The 19,133-nt window shown below is 64.9% G+C and carries 14 protein-coding genes and 2 pseudogenes; all 16 read left to right on the forward strand.

What is annotated here, in order from left to right; genetic code table 11:
* The first annotated feature begins 75 nt into the window (after window positions 1-75).
* Window positions 76-399, forward strand: a complete 324-nt coding sequence (gene flhD, locus ACZ5YA_RS02955; protein WP_013393369.1) for a flagellar transcriptional regulator FlhD — start codon at window positions 76-78, stop codon at window positions 397-399.
* A 32-nt stretch (window positions 400-431) separates the two neighbouring features.
* Window positions 432-1,014: pseudogene (gene flhC, locus ACZ5YA_RS02960) on the forward strand (flagellar transcriptional regulator FlhC).
* Window positions 1,015-1,132: 118 nt separating this feature from the next.
* Window positions 1,133-2,008: a flagellar motor stator protein MotA gene (gene motA, locus ACZ5YA_RS02965; RefSeq protein WP_059374415.1), complete on the forward strand. Its 876-nt coding sequence runs from the start codon at window positions 1,133-1,135 to the stop codon at window positions 2,006-2,008.
* An 11-nt stretch (window positions 2,009-2,019) separates the two neighbouring features.
* The gene (gene motB, locus ACZ5YA_RS02970; protein ID WP_059374417.1) at window positions 2,020-3,012 is read left to right on the forward strand and encodes a flagellar motor protein MotB; all 993 of its coding nucleotides are present in this window, start codon (window positions 2,020-2,022) and stop codon (window positions 3,010-3,012) included.
* A gap of 2 nt (window positions 3,013-3,014) precedes the next feature.
* Window positions 3,015-3,395, forward strand: a complete 381-nt coding sequence (locus ACZ5YA_RS02975; protein ID WP_054456659.1) for a response regulator — start codon at window positions 3,015-3,017, stop codon at window positions 3,393-3,395.
* Window positions 3,396-3,424: 29 nt separating this feature from the next.
* Window positions 3,425-5,546, forward strand: a pseudogene (cheA, locus tag ACZ5YA_RS02980) (chemotaxis protein CheA).
* 16 nt (window positions 5,547-5,562) lie between these two features.
* Window positions 5,563-6,063 (forward strand): chemotaxis protein CheW, encoded by a 501-nt coding sequence (gene cheW, locus ACZ5YA_RS02985; RefSeq protein ID WP_059374423.1) that lies wholly within the window; start codon window positions 5,563-5,565, stop codon window positions 6,061-6,063.
* A gap of 91 nt (window positions 6,064-6,154) precedes the next feature.
* Window positions 6,155-7,858 (forward strand): methyl-accepting chemotaxis protein, encoded by a 1,704-nt coding sequence (locus ACZ5YA_RS02990; protein WP_464091992.1) that lies wholly within the window; start codon window positions 6,155-6,157, stop codon window positions 7,856-7,858.
* Between the two features lie 98 nt (window positions 7,859-7,956).
* Complete coding sequence (locus ACZ5YA_RS02995; protein ID WP_464092822.1) at window positions 7,957-8,724, forward strand: CheR family methyltransferase; 768 nt, start codon at window positions 7,957-7,959, stop codon at window positions 8,722-8,724.
* Window positions 8,725-8,744: 20 nt separating this feature from the next.
* Entirely contained in the window at window positions 8,745-9,803 is a 1,059-nt protein-coding gene (locus tag ACZ5YA_RS03000) for a protein-glutamate methylesterase/protein-glutamine glutaminase (protein ID WP_059374430.1), read from the forward strand.
* A 50-nt stretch (window positions 9,804-9,853) separates the two neighbouring features.
* Window positions 9,854-10,243 carry a chemotaxis response regulator CheY gene (cheY, locus tag ACZ5YA_RS03005; protein ID WP_013393379.1) on the forward strand — a complete coding sequence of 130 codons (390 nt, stop codon included), beginning with the start codon at window positions 9,854-9,856 and terminating at the stop codon, window positions 10,241-10,243.
* 8 nt (window positions 10,244-10,251) lie between these two features.
* Complete coding sequence (gene cheZ / locus ACZ5YA_RS03010) at window positions 10,252-10,884, forward strand: protein phosphatase CheZ (RefSeq protein WP_054456663.1); 633 nt, start codon at window positions 10,252-10,254, stop codon at window positions 10,882-10,884.
* Between the two features lie 234 nt (window positions 10,885-11,118).
* The gene (locus ACZ5YA_RS03015) at window positions 11,119-12,666 is read left to right on the forward strand and encodes a methyl-accepting chemotaxis protein (protein WP_223283474.1); all 1,548 of its coding nucleotides are present in this window, start codon (window positions 11,119-11,121) and stop codon (window positions 12,664-12,666) included.
* 186 nt (window positions 12,667-12,852) lie between these two features.
* Window positions 12,853-14,007: a flagellar biosynthesis protein FlhB gene (gene flhB, locus ACZ5YA_RS03020; RefSeq protein WP_059374432.1), complete on the forward strand. Its 1,155-nt coding sequence runs from the start codon at window positions 12,853-12,855 to the stop codon at window positions 14,005-14,007.
* Window positions 14,008-14,010: 3 nt separating this feature from the next.
* Window positions 14,011-16,131, forward strand: coding sequence for a flagellar biosynthesis protein FlhA (flhA, locus tag ACZ5YA_RS03025; RefSeq protein ID WP_059374434.1), 2,121 nt, complete (start codon window positions 14,011-14,013; stop codon window positions 16,129-16,131).
* A complete protein-coding gene (gene flhF / locus ACZ5YA_RS03030; protein ID WP_464091993.1) occupies window positions 16,128-19,025 on the forward strand; it encodes a flagellar biosynthesis protein FlhF in 2,898 nt (965 codons plus the stop codon). Before flhA ends, flhF begins: the two co-directional genes overlap by 4 nt.
* Window positions 19,026-19,133: the final 108 nt, after the last annotated feature.

Consider the following 19,133-nt stretch of genomic DNA (forward strand, 5'->3'; position numbering starts at 1 on the left):
CGCAATCGCAACGGAATTCCGGTGCTTTTGCTTACACAAGCCCCCGTCGGCGGGATAGGGAATAGGGAGTTGGGCGTGCAACAAGTCGAAAATTCATTGCTGACAGACATTCGTGAAGTGAATCTGTCATATTTGTTACTGGCGCAACGTATGTTGCGAGACGATTACGCGGCATCAATGTTCCGCCTTGGATTCAGCAACGAAGTTGCCGATATCCTGATGCGTCTTTCGCCCGCTCAGCTGGTCAAGCTGGCCAGCTCCAGCTCGCTGCTGTGCCGGTTCCGCTTTGACGATTACAGCCTGCTGTCCGCGCTGACCCATGACGTTCTGGGCGGTGCGTTGCAGCAAGCGCACGCCACCATCCTGCTGGCCAAGCAGCCTGTCGAAGAATTGGCCTGACGGCCTGATCATTCCATCCGGAAGCACGTGTAATGGCCACCAAGAGCGTTTCGCAGGAAGCGGATGACATTCTGCTAGCCAGCTCCATGATCACTTTGGGAGCCCGGCTGCAGGTGCTGGAGGCTGAAACCAGCCTCAGCCACGACCGCCTGGCACGCCTGTACCGCGAAATCCGCGGCTGCTCGCCACCCAAGGGCATGCTGCCCTTTTCGGTTGACTGGTTCATGACCTGGCTGCCGAACATCCATTCCTCGCTCTTCTACAACGTGTATTCGTTCCTGAATACGCGTACCAGCAGCAAAGGCATACGCGCCACCATCGACGCCTATCGCCTCTATCTCGAAAACGCCGGCACCGATGTCGCTGAAGGCGCAGAGCCCGTCCTGAGCTTCACGCGCGCCTGGATGCTGGTGCGTTTTTTCGATAGCGGCATGCTGCAAATGTCCGCCTGCCGCCAGTGCGGGGGGGCATTTCATCGCCCATGCCCACGATCCCCAGTCGGATTTCGTGTGCGCGATCTGCCGGCCGCCACCCCGCGCCGGCAAGACGCGCGCTGCGGCCAAGGCGCGCTCCGGCACCCGCCCCGCACCCGTTGCGAATGCCGCCCGGCTCTGACCGGCGGTATTCAAATACATCAAAAGCCCTGGAAAACCCCCCGTAACCCGCCTTTTTGGGTCGAGGGGAACAGGGGATCATTGACGCCAGTTTTAGACTTCGTTGGCAGGGGCCTGATGTGTTGATTGTTATCGGTTTTCTCGTGGTGGCCGTGTCGGTCGTCGGCAGCTTCATAGCGCTGGGCGGCCATTTGGGCGCGCTATACCAGCCGTTCGAGCTCACGCTGATTTTTGGGGCGGCTTTCGGCGCCTTCCTCGCCAGCAACAGCAAAAAGTCGCTGATGCTGGTCAAGGCCGCCTTGCCCGACGCCTTGAAAAGCTCGCGCTACGGCAAGGACGTGTACATGGAGCTGATGGCGCTCCTGTATGTGTTGCTGAACAAGGCGCGCCGCGAGGGCCTCATGGCCATCGAATCGCATATCGAAGACCCGGAATCCAGTCCGATCTTCAGCGAATATCCCCGTATCGCCAAAGACGCCAAGCTGATGGAGTTCATCACGGACTACCTGCGCATCATGATCAGCGGCAACATGAGCTCGTTTGAAATCGAGACGCTCATGGACGAGGAAATCGAAACCTACCGCCATGAGCGCGAAGTTCCCGTGCGCGCCCTGCAGCAAATGGCCGACGGCCTGCCGGCCTTCGGTATCGTGGCCGCCGTGCTGGGCGTGATCAAGGCGCTGGCCGCCGTGGACCAACCTCCGGCGATCCTGGGTGACCTGATTTCCAAGGCCATGGTGGGCACGTTCCTCGGTATTCTGCTGGCTTACGGCTTTGTCGGTCCTCTGGCCTCGCGCATCGATCGCCGAAGCGACGAGGCCACCAAGGTACTGGAGTGCATCAAGACCACGCTGTTGGCCAGCATGAATGGCTACCCGCCCCAGTTGGCGGTGGAATTCGGCCGCAAGGTGCTGTTCTCGGCTGTGCGCCCGACCTTCGGTGAGCTGGAAGAACACGTCCGGCAAGCCAAGTCCGCCACGACCGGCAAGGCCTGACGGAGCAGGCCATGAGTACGGTAAACAATCACCGCGTGGTGATCCGCCGCAAGAAGGGGGGGCATGGCGGGGGGCACCATGGGGGCAGCTGGAAGATTGCGTACGCCGACTTCATCACCGCGATGATGGCGTTCTTTCTGGTGATGTGGCTGATCAGCGTGGTCCCGCGCGAAGAACTCAAGGGCATTGCGGAGTATTTCCGCATGCCGCTGCGCGTCGCCATCACCGGCGGGCCCAGCAGCTCGGCCGAAACCAGCGCGGTGCCGGGAGGCGGTCGCGACCCCTTGCGCAGCGAGGGCGATGTGCGCCGCGCGCAGGGCAATCGCGTGGAGGCCCAGCCCATGGGCGACGCCGAGCGTCGCGAACAGCATCGCTTGGAAAACCTGAAGAAGCGCATCGAAAACGTCATAGAGACCAGTCCGGTGCTGAAAACGTTCAGGCCGCAACTGCTGATCGACCTGACCACCGAAGGCCTGCGTATCCAGATCATCGACAACCAGAACCGTCCGATGTTTGCCACCGGCCGCGCGGAAGTGCAGCCCTACATGCGCGACATCCTCAGGGAACTGGGCCCGGTCCTGAACGAATTGCCCAACAAGGTCAGCATCTCCGGTCACACCGACGCCTCGCAGTACGCCCGCGGAGAGCGCGCCTACAGCAACTGGGAGCTGTCGGCCGACCGCGCCAACGCGTCGCGCCAGGAGCTGGTGGCGGGCGGCATGAACGAAAGCAAGGTCCTGCGCATCCAGGGGCTGTCGTCCAGCATGAGTCTGGTTAAAGATGACCCGTATGCGGCCGTTAATAGACGTATCAGCCTTGTGGTGCTCAATCAGAGCACCCAGCGGCGCATCGAAAGCGAGAACGCCGCGGCTGCGGACGTCAGCGCCAAGGATGCCCGCGAGGTAGGAACGGCAGTGGAAGCGGCGCAAGCCGCGGCCCAGGCCACGACGGCAACCAAACCAGGCGAGGCGGAGAGCAACCCGCCCGCGGAAGGGGTTCGATAGCAATGGCTGCAACGATTCTTGTGGCGGACGACTCGGCGACGATGCGCATGATCGTCCAGGCGACGTTGACGGGCGCGGGATGGAAAGTCCTGACGGCCGGCAATGGCCAGGAAGCGCTGGAATTGGCCAAGAGCCACCCGGTGGATCTGGTGGTCAGCGACTGGAACATGCCGGTCATGGGCGGCCTGGAGCTGATCCAGGGACTGCGCCAGGAAGACGAGTACCTGGACGTGCCGGTGCTGGTGTTGACCACCGAGGACGACGTGGACAGCAAGATGGCCGCCCGGGATCTGGGGGTCTGTGGCTGGCTCTCCAAGCCGGTCGATCCTGATGTGCTGGTGGAATTGGCGTCTGAACTGCTCGACGAGCAGGCCGGCGCGTAAGCAAGTTCATTTTTGAAGGCGTACGGGTCATGAGTTCTGGTTTGGACCTCAGTCAGTTTTACGAGACCTTTTTCGACGAGGCGGACGAGCTGCTCGCGCAAATGGAGCAGCTGCTGCTCGAGCTGGATGTGGGCGCGCCCGACATCGAACAGCTCAACGCGATCTTCCGCGCCGCCCACTCGATCAAGGGCGGGGCGGCCACGTTCGGCTGTTTCACGCAGCTGGCGGGCACGACCCATTTGCTGGAAAACCATCCTGGATGCGATCCGTCGCGGCGAAATGGCGCTGCGCACGGACATGATCGATATTTTCTTGGAAACAAAAGACGTGCTCAAAAGCCAACTGGATGCCTATCGGGCCTCCGAAGAGCCCGATGAAGCCGTGTTTGAGCGTATCTGCGCCGTACTGAGGCAGCTTGCGCTGGAGCATAAGGATCCCGCCGCGGCAGCCGCGCCGGCCGAGGCCCCTGCAGCCGTGGCAGCGCCGGCTCCGGCCCCCGCACCGGTGGTTGCCCCGGCGCCTGTGGCCGAGCCCGCAGCGCAAGCGCCGGCCGCGGAAGCGGGCAGCCTGCCTCTGCGTGTGCGGATCACCAAGGTTTCGGACAAGGACGCCGCCTCCCTGCTCGAGGAAATGGGCAATCTCGGCAACGTCAAGGCCAGCGAACGCGCCGACGGCACCTTGACCGTATGGATGGACAGCACCTGCACGCCGGACGATATCGAGGCCGTATGCTGCTTCATCGTCGACGGCGACCAGCTGGAAATCAGCCGCGAAGCCGCTCCGGCGGGCGTGACGCAGGCTGCAGCGCCGGTTGCGGCCGCGATGCCTGCGCCAGCCCCTGCGCCTACGGTAGCCGAAGCGCCCGCCGTGGCCGAGTCGGCCGCGGCCGCCGAGGCCATCACACAATCCGCCCGCGTGGCGCGGCCTGCCGCGGCGGCTCCGGCGCACGCGGACAAGGAATCCACCTCGATCCGCGTCGGCGTCGAGAAGGTCGACCAAGTCATCAACCTGGTGGGCGAACTCGTCATCACCCAAGCCATGCTGGCGCAGACCGCTTCCACCCTGGATCCGGTGCTGCACGACCGCCTGCTCAATGGCATGGAACAGCTTGAACGCAATGCCCGCGACCTGCAGGAAGCGGTCATGTCCATCCGGATGATGCCGATGGACTACGTGTTCAGCCGCTTCCCGCGCCTGGTGCGCGACATCGCCAGCAAGATGGGCAAGCAGATCGAACTGCAGACCCACGGCCGCGCGACGGAACTGGACAAGAGCCTGATCGAACGCATCATCGATCCGCTGACGCACCTGGTGCGCAACAGCCTGGATCATGGCATCGAGACGCCCGAAAAGCGCGTTGCCGCTGGCAAGGACCCCGTCGGGCAACTGGTGCTGTCTGCCCAGCATAACGGCGGCAACATCGTCATTGAAGTCAGCGACGACGGCGGCGGGCTGAACCGCGACAAGATCCTGAAAAAGGCGATCGCCCAGGGCCTGCCGGTCAACGAGAATTCGCCGGACGACGAAATCTGGCAACTGATCTTCGCGCCGGGCTTCTCCACCGCCGAAAAGGTGACGGATATCTCCGGCCGCGGCGTGGGCATGGACGTGGTGCGCCGGAACATCCAGGACATGGGCGGCCACGTGCAGCTGTCGTGCGAGCCGGGCAACGGCACCACGACGCGCATCGTCCTGCCGCTGACGCTGGCCATTCTGGACGGCATGTCGGTGCGCGTCGGCGAGGAGACCTTCATCCTGCCGCTGAATCACGTAACCGAATCGCTGCAGCCCACCAATGACCAGATCTACTCGGTGGCGGGCAATGAGCGCGTGATGCACGTGCGCGGCGAGTATCTGCCGCTGGTCGAGATGCACCGGGTGTTTTCGGTCGGTGACGCCCAGACCGATCCCACGCAGGCCATCGCGGTCATCATGCAGGCCGAAGACCGCCGTTTTGCGCTGCTGGTGGATCACCTGATCGGCCAGCACCAGGTCGTGGTGAAGAATCTGGAATCGAATTACCGCAAGGTGCCGGGCATTTCCGCCGCCACCATCCTGGGCGATGGCAGCGTGGCCTTGATTGTCGACGTATTTGCGCTTGCGCGCGCCAACCGCGAGCGTTGGTCGCAGCCCGAAGCCATTCTGAATTGACGGAGAAATAAACCTCATGGCAGCTAACCCGCAAACGCAAGCCCGACGCAAAGAAGATGTCGGCAGCGAGTTCCTGGTCTTTACGCTGGGCGACGAAGAGTACGGCATCGATATCCTGAAGGTGCAGGAGATCCGCGGCTACGACGCCGATTCGGTCACGCGCATCGCGAATGTGCCGCCGTTCATCAAGGGCGTGACAAATCTGCGCGGCATCATCGTGCCCATCGTCGACCTGCGCATCAAGTTCAACCTGGGGCGCGTCGAGTACAACGAACAGACCGTGGTCATCATTCTCAACCTCGATCGCCGCGTCGTCGGCATCGTGGTGGATGGCGTGTCTGACGTGTTGATGCTCAATTTGGGGCAGATCCGCCCGGCGCCGGAGTTTGGCGCAACCCTGTCCACCGAGTACCTGACGGGTCTGGGCACGGTGGACGAGCGCATGCTGATCCTGGTGGATATTGAAAAAATGATGACCAGCGACGAAATGGCGCTGGTGGAGAAGGCCGCGTCCTGATCGGAACGGCCTGCTTGGGAGGTAGAAGCGCCATATTGAACCCAATGTGGCGCTTTCCTTTAACGACTTCAATCTGGGAGTGGTTCTTGTGATGCGCAAGTTCTTCGCAAACATGACGATACGCAGCAGCCTGTTGTGGGTGCTGGCGTTTTTCTCATTCATGTTGGTGATAGGGGCCGCGCTGGGCGTGCTGTCCCTGCGCATCAGCAATGGCACTCTGGCGCAGATCAAGCAATCGCAAGAGCTGGATGACGCGGTCGGCCGTGTGGTTTCCAGCTACAAGGACTCCATGACCGGCCTGGGCCGCGCGGCCGCGGCCAACTATGCTGACATCGTGAAGAGCGTGGGGCAGCCCACCTTGCTGACTCAGGGGCTGTCATCCGAGGCGGCCGGCTTGTTGGAGCGCGCCAAGGCCTCCATGAACAAGGGGCAGGCCGAGTACGAGTATTACAAGAGCCTGGCCCGGCCGGCCGAAGCGGCCGATGCCCTAAAGGAAATCGACGAATCTTATGACGCGCTGGTCCGGCAAGGACTGGCGCCGCTAGTGGCTGCCCTAGAAAAGGCGGACATGCCCGCCTACCAGAAGCAGGTCCAGACGGTACAGGACGCGCTCGAGGGGCGCTACGCGCGAGCCATCGAAGGCTTTGACTTCTGGCGCGCCAGCAAGACGCTGGATGCCCACGAGGTGGCGCAGGTGCGTTACCAGTTCGTCTTGATGGCGGTAGCGGCTGGCGGCGTGATCGCCGCGTTGCTGGTGTTTGCCACCTACGTGTTCCTGCGCCGCCGCGTGCTGCTGCCTCTGAAGGAAGCCGGTCATCATTTCGACCGCATCGCCGGTGGCGACCTCACCGCCCGCGTGGACGTGCGCAATACCAACGAAATCGGCCAGTTGTTCGCCGCGTTGAAGCGCATGCAGGAAAGCCTGACGCGCACCGTGGCGTCGGTGCGCCGCGGGGTGGATGAGATCAACGTCGGCTCGCACGAGATCGCGGCGGGTAATACGGACCTGTCCAGCCGCACCGAGCAGCAGGCAGCCTCGCTGGAAGAAACCGCGGCCTCGATGGAAGAGCTGGCGTCGACCGTGAAGCAGAACGCAGACAATGCGCGCCAGGCCAACCAGCTGGCGGCCAGCGCCTCGGACGTGGCTGAGCGCGGCGGTTCGGCGGTGTCGGAAGTGGTCAGCACCATGCAGGAAATCTCGGCCAGCTCGCGCAAGATCTCCGAGATCGTATCGGTGATCGACGGCATCGCCTTCCAGACCAATATTCTGGCGCTGAACGCGGCGGTGGAAGCGGCGCGCGCCGGTGAGCAAGGCAAGGGTTTCGCAGTAGTGGCGGGCGAAGTGCGCTCGCTGGCGCAACGTAGCGCCCAGGCAGCCAAGGAAATCAAGGGTTTGATCGAGGACTCCGTGACCAAGGTCGGCGCGGGTTCGCAGCAGGTGGAGCGCGCTGGCTCGACGATGCAGGAAATCGTGGCTTCGGTGAAGCGTGTGACGGACATCATGAGCGAGATCTCGGCGGCGTCGGAAGAACAGTCCAGCGGCATCGATCAGGTGAACCGCGCCGTGTCGCAGATGGACGAGGTGACCCAGCAGAACGCGGCGCTGGTGGAAGAGGCGGCGGCTGCCGCGGGTTCCCTGCAAGAACAGGCACAACGCCTGGCCGAAGCGGTATCCGTGTTCAAGATCAATGCGGGCGAGGTCATCGAAGTTCCGGCCCAGCGCCTGTCGTCGGCGCGTTCTTCCGGCGACGATACACGTTTGCAGGCGCCTGACGCGCTTGCGCTTGGGCACTGAGGATAGCAGTGGCTACAGCAGCGGCAACCCAGGCGCCGTCCATTTCGGTGGAACGCCAATTCGATTTTCGCGATGCGGACTTTTCGCGCGTGCGCAAGATGATTCACGCCTACGCGGGCATTTCGTTGGGCACGCACAAGCGCGAAATGGTCTACAGCCGCTTGGCCCGGCGCCTGCGTGCGCTGGGCATGCAGGATTTCGGCAGCTATCTGGACCAGCTGGAAAATGAGCCGAATGCGGCCGAGTGGGAAGATTTCGTCAACGCATTGACGACCAACCTGACCGCTTTCTTCCGCGAAGCCCATCACTTTCCCATCCTGGCCGACTTCGCCAAGCGGCGTGGCGGTCCGGTGTCGGTGTGGTGCTGTGCGGCCTCCACCGGGGAAGAGCCGTATTCGATCGCCATGACGCTGGTGGAAGCGCTGGGCCCGAGGGCCAACGCAAGTTCGGTGCTGGCCACCGATATCGACACCAATGTGCTCAACCGCGCGCGGGCAGGAGTCTATCCGGCCGAGCGCGTGGACAAAATGGACGGCGAGCGCCTGCGGCGTTTCTTCCTGAAGGGCCGCGGCGCCAACGAAGGGCAGGTGCGGGTGCGTCCGGAAATCGCTGACATGGTCCGCTACGAGACCCTGAATCTCTTGGCGCCGGCTTGGCAGATCAATGAGCAGTTCGATGTGATCTTCTGCCGCAACGTCATGATCTATTTCGACAAACCCACCCAGGCCAGGATCCTGGAGCGGTTTGTGCCGCTGCTCAAGCCGGGTGGCTTGCTGTTTGCCGGCCATTCCGAAAACTTCACCTACATCAGCCGGGATTTTCGTCTGCGCGGGCAGACCGTCTATGAATGCGCGGGCAGGTCCTGAGCGGGACGAGGCAGCAAAAAATGAAGAAAATTAGCGTTTTGTGTGTGGACGATTCGGCATTGGTGCGTGGCCTGATGACCGAGATCATCAACAGCCAGCCGGACATGGAGGTGGTCGCAACCGCGCCCGATCCACTGGTGGCGCGCGAACTCATCAAGCGCCACAACCCCGACGTGCTGACGCTGGACGTGGAAATGCCCCGCATGGACGGGCTGGATTTCCTTGAAAAACTGATGCGCCTGCGTCCCATGCCGGTGGTGATGGTGTCGTCGCTGACCGAACGCGGCGGCGAAATCACGCTGCGGGCCTTGGAACTGGGCGCGATCGACTTCGTCACCAAACCCAAGCTGGGCATCCGCGACGGCCTGCTCGAATACACCGAGATCATCGCCGACAAGATACGCGCCGCCTCGCGCGCCAAGCTGCGCGCGCCCACGGCGCATGCCGCGCCCGCCGCACCCGCACCCATGTTGCGCCGCCCGCTGGCCAGCTCGGAAAAACTGGTGATCGTCGGCGCGTCCACGGGGGGCACGGAGGCGATCCGCGAGGTGCTGCAGCCGCTGCCGCCCGACAGCCCGGCCATCCTGATCACGCAACACATGCCGGCGGGTTTCACGCGTTCCTTCGCGCAGCGCCTGGACGCCCTGTGCGCCGTGACCGTCCGCGAAGCCGTGCATGGCGACCGCGTACTGCCCGGACACGTGTATCTGGCGCCGGGCGGCGACATGCACATGCGTTTGGGCCGCAGCGGCGCCAACTACGTGATCGAACTTGAAGCCAGCGAACCCGTCAACCGCCACCGTCCGTCGGTGGACGTGCTGTTCAATTCGGCCGCCGTCGCCGCCGGCAAGAACGCCATCGGCGTCATCCTGACCGGCATGGGCAAGGACGGCGCTGCCGGCATGTTGGCCATGCACCGCGCGGGCGCCCACACGATTGCGCAGGACGAGGCCAGTTGCGTCGTCTTCGGCATGCCCCGCGAAGCGATCGCCTTGGGCGCCGCGGATGAAGTGGTTTCGTTGTCGGCGATAAGCGAACGCATTCTGACTCGCCTGGGCGATCGCGGGCACCGCGTCTGACGCGCAAGGCTCCCCGATCGGTCCAAGCTAAATTTTTTCTGGAGTAGAAGATGGTAGACAAGGGCCTGAAGATTCTGGTGGTGGATGACTTTCCCACCATGCGGCGGATCATCCGCAACCTGCTCAAGGAGCTGGGTTTCGAGAACGTGGATGAAGCCGAAGACGGCGCCATCGGCCTGGAAAAGCTGCGCAACGGCGGTTTCCAGTTCGTGGTGTCCGACTGGAACATGCCCAATCTCGACGGCCTGGAGATGCTCAAGCAGATCCGCGCCGACGCGGCGCTGGCTTCGCTGCCCGTGCTGATGGTGACGGCCGAGGCCAAGAAGGAAAACATCGTTGCCGCGGCCCAGGCCGGCGCCAACGGTTATGTGGTCAAGCCTTTCACGGCGGCGACGCTGGAAGAGAAGCTCAACAAGATCTTCGAGAAAATCGCCGGTTGAGGTGAGCCATGAGCACGACGGAACATGAGAGCCCGGGCGAATCCCCCGACCTGATCCATCGCATCGCGTCGCTGACGCGCATGCTGCGCGACAGCATGCGCGAGCTGGGGCTGGATCAGGCCATCAAGGACGCCGCCAACGCCATTCCCGACGCCCGCGATCGTCTGCGCTACGTGGCGCAGATGACGGAGCAGGCCGCCAACCGCGTCTTGAACGCCACCGAGCAAGCCGGTCCCATCCAGGACGGCCTGTCGCGTTCGGCGCAGGCGCTGGATGCGCGCTGGCAGCAGTGGTACGACCAACCCCTGGAACTGCCCGAGGCGCGCGAACTGGTGAAGGACACCCGCGCCTACCTGCAGGATGTGCCGAAACAGGCGCAGCAGACGCAATCCCAGCTGATGGAAATCATCATGGCGCAGGATTTCCAGGACCTCACGGGCCAGGTCATCATGCGCATGATGGACGTGGTGGGCGCGATCGAGCGCGAACTGCTGCAGGTGCTGCTGGACAACGTCCCGCAAGAACGCCGCGACGAAGCGAACAGCCTGCTCAACGGGCCGCAGATCAGTCCGCAAGGCAAGACCGACGTGGTGACCAGCCAGGATCAGGTCGACGACCTGCTGGCCAGCCTGGGCTTCTAGCCGGGAGCCGCGCCGCCGGACAGGGTCTCCGGCGGCGCGTTTTCCTGGTGGTGCCGCCGCGCATGAAGGTAGTCCGCATGAAGGTAGTCCCTAAGGGCGCAAAGAGCGCCTCATGGATAGACTCCCCTCCAGAAAAATAATCAGGGGCTGTGCAGCGTGAATCATGGCGCGCAATGCGCGCCAGGCAACGGATGCCCATAGAAGGCGATCCGGGCCGGCACAAGGAGGTTGATCATGGCCAGATCCGTATTCCGCCTGGGCGGCATGTGGCGGTTGTTGCGGCGGCTCAATCGCGGCGACGCGACACTGTCGGAACGCACGCTATCCATCAGTCCGGCTGTTTGGCCGCTGTACGGTTTCATGACGCGCATACGCAGCCGCATCATGACCGTACGCCAGTCCAGCATAGAAATCGCGCTGAATGCCGCGCGCACGCAGTTCCAGGCGGGCCATTGCTCGATCCTGGCGCAGGAGCAGGCGCGGGCTGCTGAGGCGCTCGCCGCCAGCGGCGCGCAAATCGCCGCCTTGTCGACATCAACATCCACCCATGCGCGCGAGATTGCCGAGGTGTCGGGGCAGAATCTGCACGCGGCGCAGCAGGCGCTGGCCGAACTGTCGGACGTCAAGGCGCGGGTAGAGCGCATGACGCGGGAGATGGCTTCATTCACCGAGGTGGTCGGGCAACTGACGGACCGCGCCCAGTCGGTCGGCGACATCAGCAAGCTGATCAAGGAGATCGCCCTGCAGACTCAGCTCCTGGCCTTGAACGCCGGGGTCGAGGCGGCCCGGGCAGGGGACGCGGGAAGGGGGTTCGCGGTGGTCGCCAGCGAGGTCGGGCGGCTGGCCGAACGCGTGAACTCGGCCACCAGCGATATCGGCCGACATACCGCCGAGATGTTGGAGCTGGTGGAGACGACCCAGCATCAGACCGGCACGCTGCGCGAGGACGTCAACGCTTCCGGCGTAGTGCTGGATCGGACATGCTCAGGCTTTGAGCGTTTCGTGCGCGACTTCGACAGCATGAACCGCCAGGTCGGCGACGTCGTTCAGGCCATCGGCGAGGTGGACTCGACCAACCACGGCATGAGCGAAGAGGTGGGGCGGATTGCCGCGCTGAGCGCCGACGTGCTGAAACGCGTGGGCCATATGTCCGGCGAAATCGACCGCATCCGCCGCCAGACGGAAAGCGTGCAGGAGGTGCTGGCCGACATGCGCACCGGCAATACCGCTTTTGACGGCCTGTCCCAGGCTCTCGAAGCCTTCCGGGATGCCGCCGTCAACCTGCTGGAAGACGCCAGGAGCCGCGGAGCGGACGTGTTCGACCGCCACTACCGGCGCATTCCCGGCAGCGAACCCGCGCGCTACCACACCAGTTACGACCGGCAGATCGACGAGACGGTGACGCAGCTGCTGGATAGCGTGCTGGATGGCGTGCCGGGCGGGATCTACACGATCCTGGTGGACGGCCGGGGTTACGCGCCGGCCCACAATCGCCGCTTTTCCCAGGCGCCTACCGGCGATCCGAAGCAGGACATCTTGCGGGTGCGCAACAAGCGCATCTTCGATGATCCGGTGGGCTTGCGCCTGGCGACCAATACCGGCGGAATGCTGCTGCAGACCTATTCCCGCGATACGGGCGAAATCGTCAATGACATATCCATTCCGGTCTATCTGGGGTCGGAACATTGGGGCGCGGTGCGGATCGGCCTGGATTTCGGCCGCTTCCAAGCGGCGGCCGGAGAGGGCGAGGCAGACCGGCTGGCGGTCGCCACGGGCGGCTGACGCCGCTGGCCCACCCGGGGCCGGGCGCGTTCCGGGCGGGCCTGGAACGCGCTGCCTGAAACGCATCCGGGAATAGCGCCGCTTTCCCCCCGTTTCTTGGCTTATCGCCGAGCCCCTGGGCCTCCTAGAATCTCGGCGGGCAGCTCGTCATTCCATAATCCGCGAGCCGCGACAATACCGCAGAGCATGGCCGAAGAAAGCGACCTCGAAAAAACCGAAGCCGCCTCTCCCAGGCGCCTGGAAAAGGCGCGCGAGGAGGGGCAGATTGCGCGTTCCCGCGAATTGGGAACGTTCATGATGCTGGCGGCGGGCGTGGGCGCCATCTGGGTGGGCGGCAGTTCGCTCTACCAGACCCTGAGCGGCGTGTTGCGAAACGGCCTGGCGTTTGATCAGCGTATCGTCCTCGATCCCGGCGTGATGGTCGAACGCGCGGTCGAAGGTTTCGGCGAGGCCTTGCTGGTGCTGCTGCCGATTTTCGGGCTGCTGGCTGTCATCGCGGTGCTGTCCAGCGTGCTTTTGGGCGGCATCGTCATCTCGGGCAAGCCCCTGCAGTTCAATTTCTCCAAGCTCAGCCCCATTGCGGGCGTGAAGCGGATGTTCTCGTCGCAGACGGTGGTGGAGCTGATCAAGGCGCTGGCCAAGGCCGCGCTGGTCGGCGGGGTGGCGGTCTGGGTCATCTGGCGCTACCACGACGACATGCTCAGCCTGATGCACGTGGCACCGTCGGCGGCGCTGATCAAGGCGCTGACGCTGGTGGCGATGTGCTGCGCCTTCATCGTGGCTTCGCTGATGGTCATCGTCATGCTGGACGTGCCGTGGCAGATCTGGAGCCACCTGAAGAAGCTGCGCATGTCCAAGGAAGACGTGCGCCAGGAGCACAAGGAAAGCGAAGGCGACCCCCACGTGAAGGCGCGCATCCGGCAGCAGCAGCGCCAGGCGGCGCGCCGCCGCATGATGGCGGAAGTGCCCAAGGCGGACGTGGTGGTGACCAACCCCACGCACTACGCCGTGGCTCTCAAGTACGACGAGGAAAAGAGCGGCGCGCCGCGCGTGCTGGCCAAGGGTACGGGCCTGATCGCGGCCAAGATCCGCGAGCTTGCCGCCGAGAACCGCATCCCGACATTGGAAGCGCCGCCCCTGGCGCGCGCATTGCATCAACACGTGGAGATTGGGCAGGAAATTCCGTCCGAACTCTACACCGCGGTGGCAGAAGTGCTGGCGTGGGTCTTCCAGCTGCGCTCCTGGCGGGCCGGTTGGGGCGCCGAACCGACGGCCCCGACCCGGTTGCCCGTGCCGGTCGAGCTGGACCCGCAAGCCAAAACCGCAGCACAAGGAGCTTAAGGAATGAGCGCTTTGCTCACCATGTTGAAGAGTAACGGGGCCACGCATGCGCGGCTGCTGGCAGGGCCGATCCTGATCGTGATGGTGCTGGGCATGATGGTCTTGCCCCTGCCCACGTTCCTGCTCGACCTGCTGTTCACTTTCAACATCGCGTTGTCGGTGATGATCCTGCTGGTGGCCATGTTCACGCGCAAGCCGCTGGATTTTGCGGCATTCCCGGCCGTGCTGCTGTTCGCCACGCTGCTGCGCCTGTCGTTGAACGTCGCCTCCACCCGCGTGGTGCTGCTCCATGGCCATACCGGGCCCGACGCTGCAGGCAAGGTCATTGAGGCCTTCGGCCACTTCCTGGTCGGCGGCAACTTCGCCGTGGGGATCATCGTCTTCGTGATCCTGACCATCATCAACTTCATCGTCATCACCAAGGGCGCGGGCCGTATCGCCGAGGTGGGCGCGCGCTTCACCCTGGACGCGATGCCGGGCAAGCAGATGGCGATCGATGCGGACCTGAATGCCGGCCTGATCGGCGAAGACGAGGCGCGCAAGCGCCGCGCGGAAGTCTCTCAGGAATCCGACTTCTTCGGCTCGATGGACGGTGCCAGCAAGTTCGTGCGGGGCGACGCCATCGCCGGCCTGCTGATCATGGCGATCAACATCATCGGCGGCCTGATCGTGGGCGTGGCCCAGCATGACATGTCGATGGGTGATTCGGCGCGCGTCTACACGCTGCTGACCATCGGCGACGGTCTGGTGGCGCAGATCCCGGCGCTGGTGATCTCCACCGCCGCGGGCGTGGTGGTATCGCGCGTCTCGACCGACCAGGACATCGGCCAGCAGATTCTCAGCCAGCTGTTCTCCAACCCCAGCGTGCTGTTCCTGACGGCCGGCATCGTCGGCATCATGGGCCTGATCCCCAACATGCCGCACGTTGCGTTCCTGACCCTGGCCGGCGCGCTGGGCTGGGGCGGTTGGATGCTGTACAAGCGGCAAACTGCGGCGGCGGCAGCGGCGGCCGAGGTGCCGCCGCAGGCCGTTACGCAGGCTCAGGCCGCGGCGGCCGAGGCCAGTTGGGACGACGTGTCCATGGTGGACCAGCTGGGCCTCGAGGTCGGCTACCGCCTGATCCCGCTGGTGGATCATGCCCAAAACGGCGAGCTGCTGCACCGGATCCGCAGCCTGCGCAAGAAATTCGCTCAGGACGTGGGCTTTTTGCCGCCGGTCGTGCATATCCGCGACAACCTGGAACTCAAGCCCAACGATTACCGCATCCTGCTGTCCGGCGTGGAGGTCGGCCACGGCGTCGCCATGCCGGGCCAGTGGCTGGCCATCGACCCGGGCGGCGTGACCGTGCAGATCAAGGGCACGCCCACGACCGATCCCGCCTTCGGCTTGCCGGCGCTGTGGATCGACGGCAGCCTGCGCGATCAGGCGCAGGTGGCGGGCTATACGGTGGTGGATGCCGGCACCGTGGTCGCGACGCACCTGAATCACCTGATGCACCGTCACGGTTCCAATCTGCTGGGCCGCCAGGAAGTGCAGCAATTGCTGGACCGCATTGGACGCGACGCGCCCAAGCTGGTCGAGGACCTGGTGCCCAAGACCCTGTCGCTGACGGCGCTGCAGAAGGTGCTGCAGGGCCTGCTGTCGGAAGAAGTGCCGATCCGCGACATGCGCACCATCATCGATACCTTGTCCGAACATGGTCCGCGCCTGGCGGCGCTGGCCGCCGGCACCGGCAGCCAGCCCGACATCAACGAACTGATCGCGCTGACGCGCCGTTCGCTGGGCCGCGCCATTACCCAGCAATGGTTCCCGGGAGAGGGCGAGCTGCGGGTAATCGGCCTGGACGTGAAACTCGAGCGCGTGCTTTCGCAGGCGATGACGACCAGCGGCGGGCTGGAACCCGGGTTGGCCGATACGTTGTTGCGCGAAGCGCAGGCCGCGGTCGAGCGCCAGGAATCGCAAGGCAATGCGCCGGTGTTGCTGGTGTCTCCGGTCTTGCGTGCGCCTTTGTCGCGCTTCCTGCGGCACCATCTGCCGCAGCTGGGCGTGTTGTCGAATACGGAAATACCCGATGAGCGCATGGTGCGTGTTACCGCGCTGATCGGCGGAGGTAATGGGGCATGAAGATAAGCCGATTTTTCGGGGCGAACAGCCGCGATGTGATGCGCCAGGTCCGGCAGGTGCTGGGACCGGACGCGCTGATCGTGTCGAACCGTAGCGTCGATGGCGGCGTCGAGGTGCTGGCTACCGTCGAAGGCGCTTTTGACGATGCCGCCCACGAGCCCGCGCCGCGCCAGGAAGCTGCGCCCGTCCGGCCGCTCGAAGCGCGGCCGCTGCCACCTGCGGGCGCGCCGGCAGGCATGCGCTTCGATGCGTCTGAGCAGGCAGGACGTGCGCCCGCGCCCGTGATGCCCCAGGGCGGATACGCGGCGCCGTCGCGTTCTATCGCCGCATACCAGACCGCTTACGCATCTTCGACACAGCCTGAAGATGAAGCGCCCCAGGCTGCTCCTATAGCGCCCCAGCCGGCGGCGCCCGTGCGGGTTGAATTGCCATCCCTGCCGCCGTTGCGCCAGGTCCCCGCTGATCAGTCCGCCGCATCCGCTGCCGCGCCTGGCGCTCCTGCGGCATCATCCGCGTATGCTGTTGCGCCCGCGGGGCAGGCTCCGGCGGCTGCCGCTGCCTATTCGGGCGTGCCTGCAAGCGCGGCTCCGGCGCCTGCGGCTTATACGCCAGCCACGCCCCAACCGGCGCCTCCGGCTTATACGCCAGCCACGCCCCAACCGGCACCGGCGCCTTACACGCCGGCCGCCCCTCAACCGGCACCCGCGCCTACGATGGCCCGCATGCCGGATGCGCCGTTGCGCCAACCGCCGGTTTTGCCGCCTGCGGCGATGCCGGCTGACGCCGCAGCGGGATTGCAGGACGCCATCAGCGCACTGCGTGGCGCTCTGGAAAGCCGCATGGACGGCCTGCTCTGGGGCGGCCGCCAAGGACCGGGCCGGGAACCCGCGGGCGCGGCGCTGTTCCGCAGCCTGCTGGACGCGGGGTTCAGCACCAAGCTGGTGCGCACCCTGGTGGAGCGCCTCCCGGAAGGAATGACGCCGGAAGCGGCGCTGAGCTGGGCCCGCAACGAGCTGGTGACCCACCTCCCGGTGCTGCGTTCCGAAGATGAGTTCCTGGCCGGCGGCGTATACGCGCTGGTCGGCCCGACCGGGGTGGGCAAGACGACCACGCTGGCCAAGCTGGCCGCGCGTTGCGTGGCGCGCGAGGGCCGCGAGCAGGTCGCGATGCTGACCACCGACAATTTCCGGATCGGCGCGCTGGAACAGTTGCAGATTTACGGGCGCCTGATGGGCGTGCCCGCCCATTCGGTGCGCGATGCAGGCGAGCTGCGCCGCATCCTGGCTGAGTTGGGCAGCCGCAAGATCGTGCTGATCGATACCACTGGCATCAGCCAGCGCGACCGCCAGGTGGCGGAGCAGGCGGCCATGCTGTGCAATGCGGGCAAGCCGGTGCGCCGGCTGCTGGTGCTCAACGCGGCCAGCCAGGGCGACACGCTGGACGAAGTGGCGCATGCGTATCGCAATGGCGTGGGCGAGGATGTCGCCGGCTGCATCATTACCAAGCTGGACGAGGCTACCCGCCTGGGCGCGGCGCTGGATACGGCCATCCGTCATCGTTTGCCGATCCATTACATGTCGGTCGGGCAAAAGGTGCCTGAACACATGGAGCTGGCTCGCGCCGACGTGCTGATCGACCGCGCTTTCTCGATGGTCGAGCGCGCCCGCGCGCTATACACCCCTAGCGAGGCCGACCTGGCGACACTGGTGTCCGCGTCGCGGGAACCCGAAAGTGCGGATCCTGTCCGCAAGCGGCAATTGCTGGCATCGGCCATCTTGCGGCCGCAAGGCGGCGCAGGCTCCATCGAGGCCGCGCAGAATCTGGACGATGCCATTGCCTGGCTTGAAAGCGACCCGGCCTGCGTGCAGGCTCGCGCATCCTGGCGTGGCTATGTCGGGGATGGTTCTGGCGCAGGCCTCGCCGCGCTGGGTGACGAGCCTTTGGCGATGGCGCGCCGCGAATTTTCCTCGGTCTGCGGGCGGCATCTGCTTGCCGTGCACGGCAAAGCCTCCTTGACGGGCGAGGGGTTGCCGGGAGGTGCACTGCTGGGCGCGCTGCTGATGAGCGATCGCGGGACCGCCCTGGCGGCACCTGCGCAGCAGCTAGTGTTGCCGCACGGCATGCTGTCCTCATTCGCGCCGGCGGCGCCCGCCCAGCCGGATGCGGCCCTGGCGTTGCAGACGCGCGTGACCTGGCTGGCCGAAAGACTGGCGCGCGTGCCCGTCGTGCACATGCTGGAAGCCGGCACCGCCGCCTTGTGGCCGACCCTGAGCGAACAAGGCGTCGCCTGGGTGGCGCGTAGCGCCGGCGGCCAGCGTGTCATCCAGGATGACTGCCCGACCAATCTGAATGCCGTGGGCAAGAGCGTGGGCTATCTGCCGGTCGGTCAGCCCGGGGATATGCCGGGGCTGCACACCGTGCAGGGTGGCAAGCGTGTGCCGCTGGCGTTGTGGGCCTCCGGCACGGAAGTGACGTTGCCGGGCCGCAGCGGCGGCGAACCTGTGAGGCTGGTCTGCGCACGCTTGATCGATACGGTCAGCGGCGAGGTGGCGGGACAATTGTTCGGCATGACCAATCTTCCTGCGTCTCAGGCAGACGCCGCTACCGTGGCGCGCTGGCTGGTGTTGCAGGATGAGGCCAAGGCGGGCTTTCGCTATATGGCGAGCGCATGGCAGGCCTTGCCCGCCGTGGATGGCGCTGACGCGTTGGCACGCCAATCGCTGATGGCGGGCCAGATGGGCGCGGCCTGCTGGCAGTTGGCGCATACAGCTGGGGCGGATGTGTTGCGCGCCCCTCTGTCAGGCATCATGGGAACGGACCGCAAGCTGTCCGGCCGTGTGCTGCCGGTGGCCTTGTTGAAGATGTACGCGATGCTGGAGATGACGGCGGCGTAGTGACAATGGCCGCCGTAGTCCAATTGCAGGAGCTCAGGGCTGGAATTCTGGCGGAAGGACGGCGCGTGCGCGGCGTCCTTCCAGTAGCCGATCAATCAGCGCTGATTC

Source organism: Achromobacter sp. JCM 18799, from assembly GCF_055395645.1.

Bases quoted from the DNA above. Each gene is read 5' to 3' on its own strand.
- motB (WP_059374417.1), top strand. From the start codon at position 2,020: ATGAGTACGGTAAACAATCACCGCGTGGTGATCCGCCGCAAGAAGGGG.
- ACZ5YA_RS02975 (WP_054456659.1), top strand. From the start codon at position 3,015: ATGGCTGCAACGATTCTTGTGGCGGACGACTCGGCGACGATGCGCATG.
- cheW (WP_059374423.1), top strand. From the start codon at position 5,563: ATGGCAGCTAACCCGCAAACGCAAGCCCGACGCAAAGAAGATGTCGGC.
- ACZ5YA_RS02990 (WP_464091992.1), top strand. From the start codon at position 6,155: ATGCGCAAGTTCTTCGCAAACATGACGATACGCAGCAGCCTGTTGTGG.
- ACZ5YA_RS02995 (WP_464092822.1), top strand. From the start codon at position 7,957: ATGATTCACGCCTACGCGGGCATTTCGTTGGGCACGCACAAGCGCGAA.
- ACZ5YA_RS03000 (WP_059374430.1), top strand. From the start codon at position 8,745: ATGAAGAAAATTAGCGTTTTGTGTGTGGACGATTCGGCATTGGTGCGT.
- cheY (WP_013393379.1), top strand. From the start codon at position 9,854: ATGGTAGACAAGGGCCTGAAGATTCTGGTGGTGGATGACTTTCCCACC.
- cheZ (WP_054456663.1), top strand. From the start codon at position 10,252: ATGAGCACGACGGAACATGAGAGCCCGGGCGAATCCCCCGACCTGATC.
- ACZ5YA_RS03015 (WP_223283474.1), top strand. From the start codon at position 11,119: ATGGCCAGATCCGTATTCCGCCTGGGCGGCATGTGGCGGTTGTTGCGG.
- flhB (WP_059374432.1), top strand. From the start codon at position 12,853: ATGGCCGAAGAAAGCGACCTCGAAAAAACCGAAGCCGCCTCTCCCAGG.
- flhA (WP_059374434.1), top strand. From the start codon at position 14,011: ATGAGCGCTTTGCTCACCATGTTGAAGAGTAACGGGGCCACGCATGCG.
- flhF (WP_464091993.1), top strand. From the start codon at position 16,128: ATGAAGATAAGCCGATTTTTCGGGGCGAACAGCCGCGATGTGATGCGC.